The 15,811-nt window shown below is 54.9% G+C and carries 13 protein-coding genes, 3 pseudogenes and 1 other annotated feature; of the genes and pseudogenes, 11 read left to right on the forward strand and 5 right to left on the reverse strand.

What is annotated here, in order from left to right; translation table 11 throughout:
- Positions 1-9: 9 nt before the first annotated feature.
- Positions 10-885, reverse strand: a complete 876-nt coding sequence (rnm, locus tag O1V66_RS09300; RefSeq protein WP_045046674.1) for an RNase RNM — start codon at positions 883-885, stop codon at positions 10-12.
- A 287-nt stretch (positions 886-1,172) separates the two neighbouring features.
- Positions 1,173-1,274: a sequence feature (Trp leader region), on the forward strand.
- Positions 1,275-1,295: 21 nt separating this feature from the next.
- Here rnm and O1V66_RS09305 point away from each other — a divergent pair.
- The 6 genes and pseudogenes from O1V66_RS09305 (at position 1,296) to O1V66_RS09330 (ending at position 8,400) form a co-directional block, all read left to right on the forward strand.
- Positions 1,296-2,858, forward strand: a complete 1,563-nt coding sequence (locus tag O1V66_RS09305; protein ID WP_045046673.1) for an anthranilate synthase component 1 — start codon at positions 1,296-1,298, stop codon at positions 2,856-2,858.
- Between the two features lies 1 nt (position 2,859).
- Positions 2,860-4,463, forward strand: a pseudogene (trpD, locus tag O1V66_RS09310) (bifunctional anthranilate synthase glutamate amidotransferase component TrpG/anthranilate phosphoribosyltransferase TrpD).
- 3 nt (positions 4,464-4,466) lie between these two features.
- On the forward strand, positions 4,467-5,831 hold the full coding sequence (gene trpCF, locus O1V66_RS09315) for a bifunctional indole-3-glycerol-phosphate synthase TrpC/phosphoribosylanthranilate isomerase TrpF (protein WP_045046670.1): 1,365 nt from the start codon (positions 4,467-4,469) through the stop codon (positions 5,829-5,831).
- 24 nt (positions 5,832-5,855) lie between these two features.
- Positions 5,856-7,046, forward strand: a complete 1,191-nt coding sequence (trpB, locus tag O1V66_RS09320; RefSeq protein WP_045046669.1) for a tryptophan synthase subunit beta — start codon at positions 5,856-5,858, stop codon at positions 7,044-7,046.
- Complete coding sequence (gene trpA, locus O1V66_RS09325; protein WP_045046668.1) at positions 7,046-7,852, forward strand: tryptophan synthase subunit alpha; 807 nt, start codon at positions 7,046-7,048, stop codon at positions 7,850-7,852. The genes trpB and trpA overlap by 1 nt, the downstream gene beginning before the upstream one ends.
- Positions 7,853-8,086: 234 nt before the next feature.
- Positions 8,087-8,400 (forward strand): annotated as a pseudogene (locus O1V66_RS09330) (BON domain-containing protein).
- Positions 8,401-8,466: 66 nt separating this feature from the next.
- Here the strand turns inward: O1V66_RS09330 and ompW are convergent.
- Positions 8,467-9,102: an outer membrane protein OmpW gene (ompW, locus tag O1V66_RS09335; protein WP_045046666.1), complete on the reverse strand. Its 636-nt coding sequence runs from the start codon at positions 9,100-9,102 to the stop codon at positions 8,467-8,469.
- Positions 9,103-9,381: 279 nt separating this feature from the next.
- On the opposite strand from ompW, the gene O1V66_RS09340 reads away from it, so the two are divergent.
- Positions 9,382-9,780 carry a YkgJ family cysteine cluster protein gene (locus O1V66_RS09340; protein ID WP_072045050.1) on the forward strand — a complete coding sequence of 133 codons (399 nt, stop codon included), beginning with the start codon at positions 9,382-9,384 and terminating at the stop codon, positions 9,778-9,780.
- Here O1V66_RS09340 and O1V66_RS09345 read toward each other — a convergent pair.
- A complete protein-coding gene (locus O1V66_RS09345; protein ID WP_045046665.1) occupies positions 9,743-10,753 on the reverse strand; it encodes a glycosyltransferase family 9 protein in 1,011 nt (336 codons plus the stop codon). The genes O1V66_RS09340 and O1V66_RS09345 overlap by 38 nt on opposite strands.
- Before the next feature lie 316 nt (positions 10,754-11,069).
- On the opposite strand from O1V66_RS09345, the pseudogene O1V66_RS09350 reads away from it, so the two are divergent.
- From O1V66_RS09350 to yciA, 3 genes and pseudogenes are all read left to right on the forward strand, one after another.
- Positions 11,070-11,844: pseudogene (locus O1V66_RS09350) on the forward strand (YciC family protein).
- A gap of 101 nt (positions 11,845-11,945) precedes the next feature.
- Complete coding sequence (locus O1V66_RS09355) at positions 11,946-12,494, forward strand: septation protein A (protein ID WP_045046663.1); 549 nt, start codon at positions 11,946-11,948, stop codon at positions 12,492-12,494.
- Between the two features lie 85 nt (positions 12,495-12,579).
- A complete protein-coding gene (gene yciA / locus O1V66_RS09360) occupies positions 12,580-13,020 on the forward strand; it encodes an acyl-CoA thioester hydrolase YciA (RefSeq protein WP_045046662.1) in 441 nt (146 codons plus the stop codon).
- A gap of 85 nt (positions 13,021-13,105) precedes the next feature.
- On the opposite strand, the gene O1V66_RS09365 is transcribed toward yciA, so the two are convergent.
- Together O1V66_RS09365 and O1V66_RS09370 are read right to left on the reverse strand one after the other, a co-directional pair.
- On the reverse strand, positions 13,106-14,137 hold the full coding sequence (locus O1V66_RS09365) for a TIGR04086 family membrane protein (protein ID WP_052673373.1): 1,032 nt from the start codon (positions 14,135-14,137) through the stop codon (positions 13,106-13,108).
- Positions 14,138-14,437: 300 nt separating this feature from the next.
- Positions 14,438-15,199, reverse strand: a complete 762-nt coding sequence (locus O1V66_RS09370; RefSeq protein ID WP_045046661.1) for an energy transducer TonB — start codon at positions 15,197-15,199, stop codon at positions 14,438-14,440.
- A 292-nt stretch (positions 15,200-15,491) separates the two neighbouring features.
- Here O1V66_RS09370 and O1V66_RS09375 point away from each other — a divergent pair, with 292 nt between their 5' ends.
- Positions 15,492-15,788, forward strand: a complete 297-nt coding sequence (locus O1V66_RS09375) for a YciI family protein (RefSeq protein ID WP_045046660.1) — start codon at positions 15,492-15,494, stop codon at positions 15,786-15,788.
- Positions 15,789-15,811 lie beyond the last annotated feature (23 nt).

The following is a 15,811-nucleotide window of genomic DNA, read 5'->3' on the forward strand; positions in this document are numbered from 1 at the left end:
TTTCCCGCGTCAAGAACGCAGGATAGGCCATTGGTCCCAGACTGCGGTGACATTGGCCGGTAACCAGAGCTTGCGGCCCAGTTCAATCCACGAGCAGGGTTGATGAAAATCGGACCCCTGCGACGCCAGTAAATTATAGTCGCGTGCAAAAGCGGCGTGCTGCGTGCGCTCGTGGGGCGCTTGCTGGCATTGCGCAACTTCCATCGCGTCGCCTCCCTGCTCGGCAAAATACGCGAGCAGACGTTTAAGCCATTTGGTCGAAAGATCATAGCGACCCGGATGCGCCACTACGGCCTGTCCACCAGATTGGTGAATAACATCAATAGCTTCTTTAAGTGTACACCACTGTGGCGGAACGTAGCCGGTATTGCCCTTTGCCAGATATTTCTTAAACACCTTGGCGATATTGTCGGCGACGCCGATTTCCACCAGATAGCGGGCAAAGTGCGCACGTGTGACCGCGCCGCCCTGGGCATGACGCAGCGCGCCTTCCCATGCGCCTTCGATGCGGGCCTTCTGCAGTCGACGGCCGATTTCCTGAGCGCGCTCAACCCGCAGTCGCGCCTGATTTTGCAGCAGTGCAATCATTGCCGGATGCTCGGGGTCGATACGCAGACCCACGATGTGAATCTCGTGGTTTTCCCAGAGCGTCGAGATTTCCACGCCGTTTATCAACTGGAGCGGCAGGTTTTGCGCGTCGATGGCGGCAGCGGCACGCGCCAGTCCGTCGGTGGTGTCATGATCGGTAATCGCCAGAACGCCCACGCGCATTTCGACCGCGCGCGCCACCAGCTGTTCGGGCGTGAGATAGCCGTCGGAGGCAGTCGTGTGGCTGTGCAGGTCATAAAGGGTGAAGGCAGGATTATCGGATACGCTGGATGTCATAATAATGATTGAAAGGCCTTGAATAAAAAACTGTATCTATCATAGCGCGTAAGGCATCTTGACGTTACCGCTATCTCGGTATTCACTCGGCCTTGAACAGCTTTTAATCAATTAATCCCCTGTCGCCACTTTTCTCCCCTTTTTGTCTTAAGAATGGATAAAAGAAGGTTGACTTTACATCAATGAACTAGTTAACTAGTACGCAAGTTCACGAGACACGTGACAACCTAATTCAGCAACACAACAGACAAGAGTGACTGATGATGAAAACTTACATGACCTTTTCCAACAGCTGGTGGCGCGCTTCCCCTTCGCGGGCGGTGTAATTGCGCATAGCTGTCATCAGACGCTGCAGATACCCGAAGCCCGCTCAACGCGGGCTTTTTTGTGGATAAATTTTAGGAAACATCATGATTAATCAACGACATAAATTGGAATTGTTGACATCGCAGGGAAGTCATCGTGGCGATCCTACTGCCATTTTCCATCAACTCTGCGGCGCACGTCCTGCCACCCTGTTGCTTGAAAGCGCGGAAATCAACACCAAAGAGAGCCTCAAGAGCCTGCTGATTATCGACAGCGCACTGCGTATTACGGCGATGGGTCGCGTGGTCAACATTCAGGCGCTGACCGCCAACGGCGCGTCTCTGCTGCCTCTGCTGGACGCCTCCCTGCCGCAGGACGTGCTGAACACGGCGCGTCCAAACGGCCGCGAACTGACCTTCCCTGTCATCGATACCATGCAGGATGAAGACGCGCGTCTGCGTTCCAAATCGGTATTCGATGCGCTGCGCAATGTGCTGAACCTGGTCGAATCACCGGAAGACGAGCGCGAGGCGATGTTCCTCGGCGGTCTGTTTGCCTACGATTTGGTCGCCGGTTTCGAAGATTTACCGCAACTGCGCGCCGACCAGCGCTGCCCGGATTTCTGTTTCTATCTGGCCGAAACGCTGCTGGTGCTGGATCACCAGAAAAGAACCAGCCGCCTGCAGGCCAGCCTGTTCACGCCGAATCAGGAAGAGAAACTGCGCCTGGTTGAACGTCTCGAACAATTGCAACACCAGCTCAAGCAACCGCCGCATGCCATTCCGCATCAGACGGTGAACAACATGCAACTGAGCTGCAATCAGAGCGATGCCGAGTTCGGCACAGTGGTCGAGCAGATGAAAGGCGCTATCCGCGCCGGTGAAATTTTCCAGGTGGTGCCGTCTCGTCGTTTCTCCCTGCCGTGCCCTGCGCCGCTGGCGGCCTACGAAACGCTGAAGAACAGCAATCCAAGTCCTTACATGTTCTTTATGCAGGACAACGATTTCACCCTGTTTGGCGCCTCGCCCGAGAGCGCGCTGAAATATGAAGCCACCAGCCGCCAAATCGAGATCTACCCGATTGCCGGTACGCGTCCTCGCGGGCGTCGCGCCGACGGCTCGCTGGATGCCGACCTCGACAGCCGTATCGAACTGGAAATGCGTACCGATCACAAGGAACTTGCCGAACACCTGATGCTTGTTGATCTGGCGCGTAACGATCTGGCGCGCATCTGCGAGCCGGGCAGTCGTTATGTGGCCGACCTGACCAAGGTTGACCGCTATTCCGTGGTCATGCATCTGGTGTCTCGCGTGGTGGGTACGCTGCGCGCCGACCTCGACGTGCTCCACGCGTATCAGGCGGTGATGAACATGGGCACGCTGACCGGTGCGCCGAAAGTCCGCGCCATGCAACTGATTGCCGAGTCCGAACAGTCGCGTCGCGGCAGCTACGGCGGCGCGGTGGGTTACTTTACCGCTCATGGCGATCTGGATACCTGTATCGTCATCCGCTCGGCCTACGTTGAAGACGGCATTGCCACCGTGCAGGCAGGCGGCGGCGTCGTGCTCGACTCCATCCCGCAGGCCGAAGCCGACGAAACCCGTAACAAAGCCCGTGCCGTGCTGCGTGCCATCGCCACAGCGCATCATGTCAAAGAGGTGTTTTAAGATGGCCGACATTTTACTTATCGACAACGTAGATTCCTTTACCTACAACCTGGTCGACCAGCTGCGCTCAAGCGGGCATAACGTAGTGATTTATCGCAACCAAATCCCGGCCGACGTCATTATCCAGAAACTCGGCCAGCTTGAAAGGCCGGTACTGCTGCTGTCGCCGGGACCCGGCACGCCGTCGGAAGCGGGATGCATGCCCGAACTGCTGCGCCGTCTGCGCGGACAACTGCCGATTATCGGCATCTGCCTCGGCCATCAGGCGATTGTTGAAACCTACGGCGGTCATGTCGGTCAGGCGGGCGAAATCCTGCACGGCAAAGCCTCGTCGATTACCCACGACGATCAAGGCATGTTTGCCGGAATGAACAACCCGCTGCCGGTCGCGCGCTACCACTCGCTGGTAGGCAGCCAGATCCCGGAGGGACTCACGGTCAACGCCCGCTTCGGCGACATGGTCATGGCCGTGCGCCACGACGAAGACCGCGTATGCGGCTTCCAGTTTCACCCGGAATCTATTTTAACCTCTCAGGGTGCCCGTCTGCTGGAACAGACGCTGGCCTGGGCTTTGGCGTAAGAGGAACAGTCATGGAAACGCAAACTATTGCAGGTATTCTGGAAAACCTTTACCAGGCACAGACGATGACTCAGGAAGAGAGCCAAACCCTGTTTACCGCCATCATCAAGGGCGAGCTTGAACCCGCCCAGCTGGCTGCGGCGCTGATAAGCATGAAGGTGCGCGGCGAGCAACCGGCGGAGATCGCCGGTGCGGCGCAGGCGCTGCTGGCCGACGCCGAGCCTTTCCCGCGTCCCGACTACCCGTTTGCGGATATCGTCGGCACCGGCGGCGACGGCACCAACAGCATCAATATTTCCACCGCCAGCGCCTTTGTTGCGGCCTGCTGCGGCGCACGCGTTGCCAAACACGGCAACCGCAGCGTCTCCAGCCGTTCGGGTTCGTCGGACTTGCTGGCCGCGTTCGGCATTCAGCTGGATATGCCCGCGCAGGGTTCTCGTGAGGCGCTGGATGATTTGGGCGTATGCTTTCTGTTTGCGCCGCAGTATCACACCGGTTTTCGCCACGCGATGCCGGTTCGCAAGGCGCTGAAGACCCGCACCCTGTTCAACGTGCTCGGCCCGCTTATCAATCCGGCACGTCCGCCGCTGGCGCTGATTGGTGTTTACAGTCCCGAGCTGGTGCGCCCTATCGCCGAAACGCTGCGCACACTGGGTTACGAGCGCGCAGCGGTGGTTCACGGCGGAGGCATGGACGAAGTCGCCATCCACGCGCCGACGCAGGTTGCCGAGCTGAAAAACGGTGAAATCACCACGTACGAGCTGACACCGCAGGACTTCGGGCTGGACAACTACCCTATCTCCGCACTGCTCGGCGGTGAACCGGAAGAAAACCGTGACATTCTGGCACGCTTGTTACAAGGTAAAGGTGAGCCGGCACACGAGGCCGCCGTGGCCGCCAACGTCGCCATGTTACTGCGACTGTTCGGCCAGGAAGATTTAAAGCAAAACGCACAGAAAGCGTTGGACGTAATGCGCAGCGGAGAACCATTCCAGCGCGTTACCGCATTGGCAGCAAGAGGATAAGTGATGCAGCAGGAAACCGTGCTCCACAAGATTGTTCGCGACAAGGAAATTTGGGTCGCGGCACGTAAAGAACAGCAACCCCTGGCCAGTTTTCAAAACGAAATCACACCAAGCCAGCGCAGTTTTTATGACGCCCTGCAGGGTGCCAGAACCGCCTTTATTCTTGAATGCAAACAGGCCTCGCCGTCGAAAGGCAAAATCCGCGACAACTTTGATCCGGTAGAAATCGCGGGCGTTTACAAGGACTTTGCGTCGGCCATTTCCGTGCTTACCGACGAGAAGTATTTTCAGGGCAGTTTCGACTTCCTGCCGCTGGTGAGCGCAACCGTGACACAGCCGGTGCTGTGCAAAGATTTTATCATCGACCCTTACCAGATTTATCTGGCGCGCTTCTATCAGGCCGATGCCATCCTGCTGATGCTGTCGGTACTGGATGACGAACAATACGTGCAACTGTCGGCCGTCGCCCACAGCCTCAAGCTTGGTGTGCTCACCGAAGCGAGCAATGAAGAAGAGCTTGAGCGCGCGATTAAACTCAATGCCAGGGTCGTCGGCATCAACAACCGCGACTTGCGTGACCTGTCCATCGACTTGAATCGCACGCGCGAGCTGGCACCGCGTGTGCCGCACGGCACGCTGGTCATCAGCGAATCCGGCATCAACGATTACGCGCAAATCCGCGAGCTGAGCCGTTTCGCCAACGGCTTCCTGATTGGCAGCGCGCTGATGTCCGAACCGGATCTCAGAAGCGCCGTGCGCCGCGTCCTGCTTGGCGAGAACAAAATCTGTGGACTGACGCGTCAGCAAGACGCCAACGCCGCCTATCATGCCGGTGCCACCTACGGCGGACTGATTTTCGTTGAAGCCTCTCCGCGCTTTATCGACAGCGCACAGGCGCGTCAGGTGCAAAGCGGTGCACCGCTGAAATACGTAGGTGTCTTTCGCGACGCCGATATCGCCGACGTCGCCGAAAAAGCGACATCGCTGAACCTGTTTGCCGTTCAACTCCACGGCGACGAAGATCAGACCTACATTACGCATCTGCGCGAGATTTTGCCGCAGGGCTGTCAAATCTGGAAGGCGCTCAGCGTCACCGACACGGTGCCTGCCCGCAACCTCGAACACGTGCAGCGCTATGTGCTGGATAACGGCAAAGGCGGCACGGGCCAGCGTTTCGACTGGAGCAAGCTTGAGGGCGAAAAGCTGGACAACGTCCTGCTGGCCGGCGGTTTGGGCGCAGACAACTGCGTGCAGGCGGCCCAGCAAGGCTGCGCGGGTCTGGATTTCAATTCAGGCGTCGAGAGCGAACCCGGAATCAAGGACGCGGAAAAAATTGCCGCCGTCTTCCGCACGCTGCGCGCTTACTAAATACGTGTTAAAGGAAGAGATCAAATGACGTTACTTAATCCGTACTTCGGCGAATTTGGCGGCATGTATGTGCCGCAGATTCTGATGCCTGCGCTTGTTCAGCTCGAAGAAGCCTTTGTGAATGCGCAGCGCGATCCCGAGTTCCAGGCCGAATTTATCGATCTGCTGAAAAACTATGCGGGTCGTCCCACGGCGCTGACGCTTTGCAAGAACCTGACGGCGGGCACCCGCACCAAGCTGTATCTCAAGCGCGAAGACCTGCTGCACGGCGGCGCGCACAAGACCAATCAGGTGCTGGGTCAGGCGCTGCTGGCAAAACGCATGGGTAAAACCGAAATCATCGCCGAAACCGGTGCCGGTCAGCACGGCGTGGCCTCGGCACTGGCCTGCGCCCTGCTCGGCCTGAAATGCCGCATCTATATGGGAGCCAAGGACGTCGAGCGCCAGTCGCCGAACGTGTTCCGCATGCGCCTGATGGGGGCGGAAGTCATTCCGGTACACAGCGGTTCGGCCACGCTGAAAGATGCCTGCAACGAGGCGCTGCGCGACTGGTCCGGCAGCTACGAAACGGCCCACTACATGCTGGGAACGGCGGCGGGTCCACACCCTTATCCCACTATCGTGCGCGAATTCCAGCGCATGATAAGCGAAGAAACCAAGGCGCAGATGCAGGAACGCGAAGGCTGCCTGCCTGATGCGGTGATAGCCTGTGTGGGCGGCGGGTCCAACGCCATCGGCATGTTTGCCGATTTTATCGACGATGCCAGCGTCAAGCTTGTCGGCGTCGAACCTGCGGGTCTTGGCATCGAAACCGGTCAGCACGGCGCACCGCTGAAACACGCGCCGGTCGGCATCTATTTCGGCATGAAAGCGCCGATGATGCAGACCTCCGAAGGCCAGATTGAAGAGTCCTACTCGATTTCGGCCGGTCTGGACTTCCCGTCCGTCGGCCCGCAGCACGCCTATCTGAACAGCATCGGCCGTGCCGACTACGTGTCTATTACCGATGACGAAGCCCTGGACGCCTTCAAGGCGCTGTCGCGCTTCGAGGGGATTATTCCTGCGCTGGAATCCTCCCACGCGCTGGCCTATGCTCTGAAGCTCATCAAGGAAAATCCTGAAAAAGAACAGATTCTGGTGGTGAGCCTTTCTGGTCGCGGCGACAAAGACATATTTACCGTACACGATATTCTGACGGCTCGGGGAGAGATCTGATGGAACGCTATCAACAACTTTTCACGCGTCTGGAAAGCCAGAATGAAGGCGCATTCGTTCCTTTCGTGACTCTGGGTGATCCGAATCCGGAGCTGTCGCTGGCGATTATCGATACCTTGATAGAAGCCGGTGCCGATGCGCTGGAGTTGGGCGTGCCCTTCTCCGATCCGCTGGCCGACGGTCCGACGATTCAAAACGCCAACCTGCGCGCCTTCGCGGCCGGGGTAACGCCAACACAGTGTTTTGGCATGCTGGAAAAAATTCGCGCCAAACATCCTGATATTCCGATTGGCCTGCTGATGTATGCCAATCTGGTGTTCCACAACGGCCTCGACACCTTCTATGCCCGTTGTGCCGAGGTGGGCGTAGACTCCGTGCTGGTCGCCGATGTACCGCTTGAAGAGTCTGCACCGTTTCGCGCGGCGGCCATGCGTCACGGCGTGGCACCTATCTTTATCTGTCCGCCGAATGCCAGCGACGACCTGCTGCGCGAGATTGCCTCGCACGGCCGTGGGTACACTTATCTGCTGTCGCGCGCGGGCGTGACCGGTACCGAAAAGCGGGCGATTACGCCGCTGAATCATCTGGTCGACAAGCTGCGTGAATACCATGCCGCACCGCCGCTGCAAGGTTTCGGCATTTCCGAACCTTCACAGGTGAAAGAGTCGCTGGCCGCGGGTGCGGCAGGCGCGATTTCCGGCTCGGCGATTGTCCGCATCATCGAAAACAACGTTGATAATCCAGCAGAAATGCTGGCGCAACTTTCTCGTTTTGTTACCGACATGAAAGCCGCGACGCGTAAATAAGCCTATTTCCGCTTCTCCAAAGCCCCACACATCTGTGATTGGGGCTTTATTTTTTTAAAATTTTTCTTTTTTTACGCTCTGAAATTGTACATCCTGAATTTTTAAACCACACTTACTTCGCGCATTGTTTATTATTCTTAATCAGGCACTTGTCTGCACCCTGGAATAAGCACCAGATTGCCTATTTTGTTGAATTTATGAGTTTCAAATAACACATTGCATGGAGAGTAAAATATGAAGCTTTTAAAAAGTCTTTCAGCTATCTGTATGGCAGCGGTCGTAGTCACTACTCTTGCAGCCTGTGCGCCTACGCCAAAAAAGAAGGCACCGGCGGCTATATTGATGACACCGTGGTCACGACCAAAGTGAAATCTGCCCTGCTGGCAGACGACAATATCAAATCGCGTGAAATCAGCGTCGAGACCTTCAAGGGTCGTGTCCAGCTGAGCGGTTTCGTTACCTCTCCGGCGGAAGCGAGCCGTGCGGTATCGGTAACGCGTGGTGTTGCCGGGGTTAAATCTGTAGAGAACGACACTCAGGTCAAATAACCCTGTTTGATTGTCGCAATATCAGGAAAGGCGTCGAGAATTCGACGCCTTTTTCGTGGGCGAAAGCTAGAACTTGTAACCTACGGCAAACATGAATACCCACGGATTCAGCTGGGTACTGACGGATTGCTGTTCACCGCCCGCCTTGAAGCGCGCGGTGGTGTCGATGTCCATCCACCACACCGAGGCATTCAGCAGCCAGTTCTGGTTGAGGTTGTAGTCAACGCCGGCCTGCGTCGCCCAGCCCCAGGAGTGCTTCATGCTGAGATCGGAAAGTCCGGCATCGGAGCCTGTCTGGTTGAAACGGGCGTGGTAGAAGGTGGTGTAGTTCACGCCGAGGCCCACATACGGACGCAGTTTGTCTTCCTTGCTGCGAAAATAGTATTGCGCCATCAACGACGGCGGAAGCTGGCGCACGGTGGCGATGTCACCCATGCCGTTAAGGCCGATTTTGTGACGGAACGGAGTGGCGGCCAGCAGCTCGGTGCCGATGTTATCGGTCCACATGTAGCCCAGCGTCAGGCCCATTTGCGTGTCATTGCTGGCATTGAACGAGCCGAGTGAACCCAATACGCTCGGCGAGTTGGCCGACGGTCTGACTGTGGCGGTCCCTACGCGAACAATAACATCCCCTGCCTGATTGGCACTGGCGACCGTTGGTAAGGCGGCTGCCGCTAAAAGTGCCCAATATGCTGCTTTCATTATCCATTCCCTCGTTGTGATGACTTCGGGTATTTAGCCATACCCTGCGAATACTTTGCCGTAGCGAGTTCAGGTTTTTATAGGAAAAGCGGGGAAATTGCACTGGGTTAAATTGATTCCAAGCCATTAAAAACAAAGGAATTGATCTAGATCAAACAATGTCCTGTTTTGTTAATTTTTTTAACACGGAAATAACGATTGCTTAAAAAATAGCAAATGCGTATTTTGCTCACTCATGGTTGTTTTGGTTTCAGTTCTCCGTTTACGGTAGCGTCCAAGATGAGCGATAAAGATAATCCCTGTATTTCCTGCGGCGCATGCTGCGCCTATTTCCGCGTGTCGTTTTATTGGGCTGAATCTGAAGAGGCCGGTGGCGTGGTGCCCCAGGCATTGACGGAACAGGTCACGCCCTTTCTGAGCTGTATGCAGGGCACCCACTCCCGTTCTCCCCGCTGCGTGGCGCTTGAAGGCGAGATAGGAAAAGCGGTGTCATGTTCCATTTATCTGAACCGACCGTCTCCCTGTCACGAGTTTGATCAATCCGGATTAAACGGCGTCACCAACGAGGCCTGCGACAGAGCGCGGGCCCGTTATGGCATGCCGCCTTTGGAGGGAGTACCAACAGGCTTGCTGGAAGGGGTTATTCCTGTGTCAGGACTTTCTCACGCAGCGCGGTGAACTCGTTCAGCACGTGTTCGACACTCAGCAGACCGACATTGTCGGACGGGGCCTTGATAACCGCGCACGGAACCTTCCACGGTGCCCAGTATACGGCGTCGCTGTTGCCAAACAGCGCCACGACCGGCTTTTGCACGCCCGCCGCAATGTGCAGTGCGCCGCCATCGCTGGTGATTATCTGGTCACAGAGTGACATCGCCGCCATCAGTTCGCGAATGGTGCACGTCGGCAGAGGAACCAGATCGATACCCTTGCAGGCCTCGACAATTTTCTGGGCCTTGTTGTCATCGCCGGGATGCTCGGGGTTGTCTTCGGCACCCGGCGACCAGAACAGGATAATCTGGCACGTTTCACGCGACGCAAGATGATGCGCAAGCTCGATGAACTTTTCAATCTGCCAGCGCTGCTGCGGTTTGCGCGCGCTTATCTGAATGCCGTAAACCGGCCTGTCGCGGTGAATCTTGTACTTTGCGGCCATCGCCGCCACTTCTTCCGGCTCGACATAAAGCTCGAGCGGGCCTGGGATCTCGTCGATACCCAAAGGGCCGGAGAGCGCGTTCAGGCGCTGGACGATATGCTGGTCTTCCTGATACGGAATAAAGTCGGTGACCCATTCATGGGTATTCTTGCCGGTTGCGATGATACGCTTCGCGCCTGACAGTCTGGCCCACTGCAAGGGACGCCTGTCGGTACTGGCGACGATCGCCACATCGTATTTCGCCAATCGAATCGCCATCATGGTTTTGAAACGCTGGAAATAAACACTCAGCAGCGATTGACCGCCCTTGCGGTGATGTGATTTGCAATAGAGATGGACTTGACCAATATGCGGATTGCCTTCGAGAACATCTTTATTATAAGTATTAACGAGTAAGTCCAGAGTGGTATTTTTTTGCCCTGCCAAGGTCGCAATAAGAGGAGTGGTGAGGATAAGGTCACCAATATTGTCACGCCTGATTAAAAGAATTTTCATATTCGCAGCTAAGGTAAGTAAACTCCCTGCATCCTAGTTTTACAAAAATAAACAATCAAGCCAATTTACGCAAAAAGAGCGATCTTTCATTTATTTATCTAAACATTGAATCTTTTTTTGTTGCAATTGTCTCGGGAATTACTTCTTAAAAATCCTGTTATTAATGCAAAAAGGGCCGCAATGCCCCCTGCTTGAAAATTCATCAAGCGTAAGAGTTCGTAAGGGTCGTGATAAGACTCTCTGGCAGGATGCCAGCGGCGCAATTACAGGGTACAATCGCGGTTTGGAAACAATAATAGATAGTCTAGGAGTCTTCATGCCTATCACGGCCAGTACGTTGTACCGTGACAGTTTCAATTTTTTGCGTAACCAGCTGGGCAGCATTTTGCTGATGTGCCTGCTGACCGCATTTATTACCGTCATTTTAAACCACACCTTTACACCCGATGCCGATCAGCTCAGCCTGCTGACCAGCGGTTCAGATTCGCTTTCCGATACGGCGGGCATGAGTATTCAGGAGATTATCCAGCAGATGTCCCCCGAGCAACAGATGGTGCTGCTCAAGGTCTCTGCGGCGGCAACCTTCTCGGCGCTGGTCGGCAATGTGTTGCTGGTCGGCGGCATGCTGATGCTCATCCAGCAGATTTCGGCGGGGGCACGCACCAGCGCCCTGCGCGCGATTGGCGCATCGGCACCGACCCTGCCCCGCGTTTCTGCTGCTCATGTTCCTGTGCACGCTGGTGGTCCAGCTTGGTTTGACACTCTTTATCGTGCCGGGTCTGATTATCGCGGTGGCGGTTTCGCTTTCGCCGATTATCGTCTCGACCGAAAAGCTCGGTGTTTTCAAGTCGATCAAACTCAGTGCCAAACTGGCCTTTGCCAATACCCGCGTTATCGTGCCTGCCATCATGCTGTGGCTTGCCGCGAAGATGCTGGTTCTACTGGCTGTGAGCCACCTCAAGTTCCTGGGGCCGGAAGTGGCCACTATCGTTCTGAGTGCGGTCAGCAATCTGATTTCCGCCTACCTGCTTATTTATCTGTACCGCCTGTACAGCAAGCTGCGTAGTCAGGTGGCAACGCCTATCGTGTGATTCGCAGGAGGGGCGCCGCGACGCCCCTTTTACGGGTTGCTCTTTTACCGGTTGACGAGGAGACGCCGTCGTCGGTGCCGTCCTCCAATATGGAATGAAGTATGAAGCAGCTTCTTGATTTTCTTCCCCTGATTGTATTTTTTGTCTTTTATAAACTCTACGATATCTATGTGGCTTCGGGTGCGCTGATCGCTGCAACGGCGCTGGCGCTGATCCTGACCTGGATCAAATACCGCAAGGTCGAGAAAATGACGCTGATTACCTTTGTCATGGTCGCCGTCTTCGGCACGCTGACGCTGGTATTCCACGATGACCTGTTTATTAAATGGAAAGTTACAGTTATTTATGTCCTGTTCTCGGGCGCGCTGCTGGTCAGTCAGCTAATATTGAAAAAACCGCTGATACAGAGAATGCTGGGTAAAGAACTGACGCTACCCGATGCGGTGTGGGGCAAACTGAACGTGGCCTGGGCTATTTTCTTCCTGCTCTGCGGGCTTGCAAATATCTATGTGGCGTTCTGGCTACCTGAGAATGTCTGGGTTAATTTCAAGGTATTCGGCCTTACCGTCTTGACCCTGCTCTTCACGCTGTTAAGCGGTATTTATATCTTCAGACACATGCCTGAAGAAGAAAAAGAACAAAAAAAATAGCGTTACCGAGAGTTATTTCCGACGTAGATCTCCGAACTGCGGTTTGGAGATCTGGATATTTCGACTTTAATGTGAAGCCCATCGTATGAACGAAAAACACAAGTTACCCAATGGTGAAATGGTGTTGCGCACCCTCGCCATGCCTGCTGATACCAATGCAAATGGTGATATCTTCGGCGGCTGGCTGATGGCTCAAATGGATATGGGCGGGGCCATACAGGCCAAGGAAATTGCCAAAGGCCGTGTGGTTACGGTGCGTGTCGACGGCATGACCTTCCTGAAACCCGTCGCCGTGGGCGATGTGGTGTGCTGTTATGCACGCTGCATCAAGACCGGCAACAGTTCGATTACCATCAATGTTGAAGTCTGGGTGAAGAAGGTCTCTTCCGAGCCGATTGGTCAGCGCTACATCGCCACCGAAGCGGTCTTTACCTATGTCGCGGTAGACAACGAAGGCAAATCGCGTCAGTTGCCGGACGGTCGCAGTAACTTCAGCGTGGATTCTGCCGGTTCCCTCGACGACTGATTCCGCTTTCTGATTTATCCGGTCTTAAAGAGAAAATCCGCGGTCGATGTGCTGACCGCGGATTTTTTTGACGACGGTTAAAGACTTAACGTCTTACGTGTTTGTCGCCGTGCACGGTTTCACCGTTGGCCAGATGATGAGGCTGGGTACGACGACCCCACTCGCCCGCAAAACCGGAAACAACGCCACCGATAACCAGCAGAACGAAAGCAAACCAGCTGGCTTTGGAAAGCTGATCCGCTGCCTTGTCGGCCACTTCACGCGCTTTCTGTTCGGCATCGGCTTTCAGCTGCTGATACTTCTGGTAAGCCTGCTGGTAGGACTGCTGCGCCTTGGCGACAATCTGATCGACTTCCTGATCGGATTTACCGGTACGTGCCTTGATGATATTTTTCAGGGCATCGACATCGGCCGCCTGCAGTGTGCTGTCGCCGCGCTGAATCACGCCGCTAAACCACTGTTGCAGATCCTGGCTAGGTGCCTGCTGGCTGCCTGCCTGCTGTTCGGCAGCGTTGGCACTGTCCTGCGCCTGGCGTTGCAGATTTTCAGGTTGCAGTTCAGGTTTACCGGTCTGGCGCAGTGTGGTGGTCAGTTCATTTTGCAGGTCATCAAGGTTGAAATTGGCTTTCTGCAACTGCTCCTTGACCATGTTACCCGCCTGCGGCATCGCGCTGGCAATCCCGCTTCCTGCCGCTTTCAGACCTTCGCCCGCCACATTCATCACGCCACCTACGGCGCTGCTAAACAGGGTGACAAAGATATAGGCTGAAATCAGCGTAACAACACCCCAGGAAAGTACCCCGTGCAGTGCGCCTTCACGACGCGCCAAACGTCCTGCGAAATAAGCACCGACCGCATAGGAGATTAAGACGCTGGCCAGCATCCAGATTAATGCGCCCGTTCCCAAACCATCCAGCGGGTTTGATTCCTTGAGAGGATCAACCGTTGATGCGCCAATCGCCGTACCCAGTAGAGATAAAAGCATGTGCGTGATAATCGCAATTATTACACCTGCAAAAATTGCACCCCATGAAATACGTCGCGCATTATTATTACGATAAACGTCCGTAACGACTCCATCCGGAGACTGATACAGAGTGGGATCATTATGCGTCATAATTATTTCCTCTATAAATTAATGACTTGAAGCAGCAGACGGCCGTTAAAGCAGCTCGTTGACCAGGCTAAGTCAATCGCAAGCGGCAGCCGGTATTCATACGAAATAAAAAGGCATACTAATAATGACTTGTCCTTTGGAGTTGGAAATAAAAAGGATAATTCACTATCAATCAATTAGAGGATAGACAATAAAATCGAGTTCGCTATAAAAAAACACGCGCAATGAATCAACTTTAAAAAAAGGGGCAAAACCGTAGTTTTACCCCTTTATTTAATTCATGGGACTGGCGTAATTAAATTAATCTTCTACGCCACCGCCGCCGCTCATTTTAAATACCAGCGTAACGGTAAGGTTTTTGGCTTCCTTGGCTTCGTAGCGCCATTTATTCATCGCCATTTTCACTTCGCGCTCGAACATATTTCGCGGTTCGGCGGACAGGATGCGGATGTTATCAACGCGCCCGTCGCTGTCGACGTCAAACTGCACTTTTACCCGCCCTTCGATGCGTAACGCAAAGGCACGCGCAGGATACTGCGGCTTGCTTCTGTCGAGCGGACGCGGACCACTGCTGCTGCCGCTGGTTTGCGCGGCCGGTTTAGGCGCGGGCGCAGTCGGCGCTTTCTGCGAGGTAAACGGCGACGACTCGGCTTTGGTCATCTGCTGGGTCTTCTCGACCGGCCGTGGCTGCGGTTGCGGCTTGGACTTCGGTTTTTCGACAACCTTTTTCACCGGTTTCGGTTTTGGCTTGGGCTGAGGCTTGGGTTTTGGCAGCGGCACTTCGACAGGCTGCGTCACGACCGGGTCAGGCTTGACCTCCGGCACAGGCTCCGGCTCGGGTTCAGGCTCGGGTTCCACGACGGGCTGCGGCGTTGGCGGTGGCGTAAACACTTCCGGATTCACCATGCTGACGCTCATGACATGCTCTTCCTGCTTCGGCATCTTCACGCTGTCGGTGATGGTGACATAGAGTAACGCGGCGATAAGTGCGCCGTGGATCCCGAGAGACAGGATGGCCGGCAACGTTACTCTGCGAATGATGGACTGTTTTTTTAACGGCATAGCATTAGATAAAGACATCGCTGTTGGCTGCATAATAATTCGATTTCCCCGTGAATCCGCAAGTTTAAATGCAAATAGCAATCATATTCAATAAGGAGATGAAAACTATTCTCAAATACTGCACTTTTGATTCAAACAACGCGCTTTCACTCGTCGCAGGGTTTCGCTATGGTACGTGTTGTAAGAAGGCTTGATGATTGAAATCGGCATTGGCTTTTCATCATTCACCCCTGACTTGCCCTCGAGACTTTCTTTGCAACCCTTTTTTGCAAATACACTATTAAGGTGAACCATGCTTTACGTGATCTATTCCGAAGATGTCACTGACTCGCTTGAAAAACGCCGTCTTGCACGCCCTGCCCATATTGAACGCCTGCTAAAGCTGAAAGAACAGGGTCGCGTGGTACTAGGCGGTCCTTTCCCGGCTATCGACAGTGAAGAACCGGGCGATGCGGGCATGACCGGCTCTCTGGTCATCGCCGAATTCGACAGCCTCGAAGCGGCCAAAAGCTGGGCCGAGGTTGATCCCTACGTGCTGGCCGGTGTGTATGAAAATGTCACCGTCAAACCTTTCAAGCAGACCCTCTAAATACAAGTCCGTCACGGAAGCAG

Origin of the sequence: Rouxiella chamberiensis (assembly GCF_026967475.1) — a bacterium.
In the GTDB taxonomy this organism is placed as follows: domain Bacteria; phylum Pseudomonadota; class Gammaproteobacteria; order Enterobacterales; family Enterobacteriaceae; genus Rouxiella; species Rouxiella chamberiensis.

What these genes read in the sequence shown, in the direction of transcription:
- O1V66_RS09370 (WP_045046661.1), bottom strand. Translation starts at nt 15,199, where the DNA reads ATGCCGTTAAAAAAACAGTCCATCATTCGCAGAGTAACGTTGCCGGCC.
- yciA (WP_045046662.1), top strand. Translation starts at nt 12,580, where the DNA reads ATGAACGAAAAACACAAGTTACCCAATGGTGAAATGGTGTTGCGCACC.
- O1V66_RS09365 (WP_052673373.1), bottom strand. Translation starts at nt 14,137, where the DNA reads ATGACGCATAATGATCCCACTCTGTATCAGTCTCCGGATGGAGTCGTT.
- O1V66_RS09305 (WP_045046673.1), top strand. Translation starts at nt 1,296, where the DNA reads ATGATTAATCAACGACATAAATTGGAATTGTTGACATCGCAGGGAAGT.
- O1V66_RS09345 (WP_045046665.1), bottom strand. Translation starts at nt 10,753, where the DNA reads ATGAAAATTCTTTTAATCAGGCGTGACAATATTGGTGACCTTATCCTC.
- rnm (WP_045046674.1), bottom strand. Translation starts at nt 885, where the DNA reads ATGACATCCAGCGTATCCGATAATCCTGCCTTCACCCTTTATGACCTG.
- ompW (WP_045046666.1), bottom strand. Translation starts at nt 9,102, where the DNA reads ATGAAAGCAGCATATTGGGCACTTTTAGCGGCAGCCGCCTTACCAACG.
- O1V66_RS09340 (WP_072045050.1), top strand. Translation starts at nt 9,382, where the DNA reads ATGAGCGATAAAGATAATCCCTGTATTTCCTGCGGCGCATGCTGCGCC.
- O1V66_RS09375 (WP_045046660.1), top strand. Translation starts at nt 15,492, where the DNA reads ATGCTTTACGTGATCTATTCCGAAGATGTCACTGACTCGCTTGAAAAA.
- trpA (WP_045046668.1), top strand. Translation starts at nt 7,046, where the DNA reads ATGGAACGCTATCAACAACTTTTCACGCGTCTGGAAAGCCAGAATGAA.
- trpCF (WP_045046670.1), top strand. Translation starts at nt 4,467, where the DNA reads ATGCAGCAGGAAACCGTGCTCCACAAGATTGTTCGCGACAAGGAAATT.
- trpB (WP_045046669.1), top strand. Translation starts at nt 5,856, where the DNA reads ATGACGTTACTTAATCCGTACTTCGGCGAATTTGGCGGCATGTATGTG.
- O1V66_RS09355 (WP_045046663.1), top strand. Translation starts at nt 11,946, where the DNA reads ATGAAGCAGCTTCTTGATTTTCTTCCCCTGATTGTATTTTTTGTCTTT.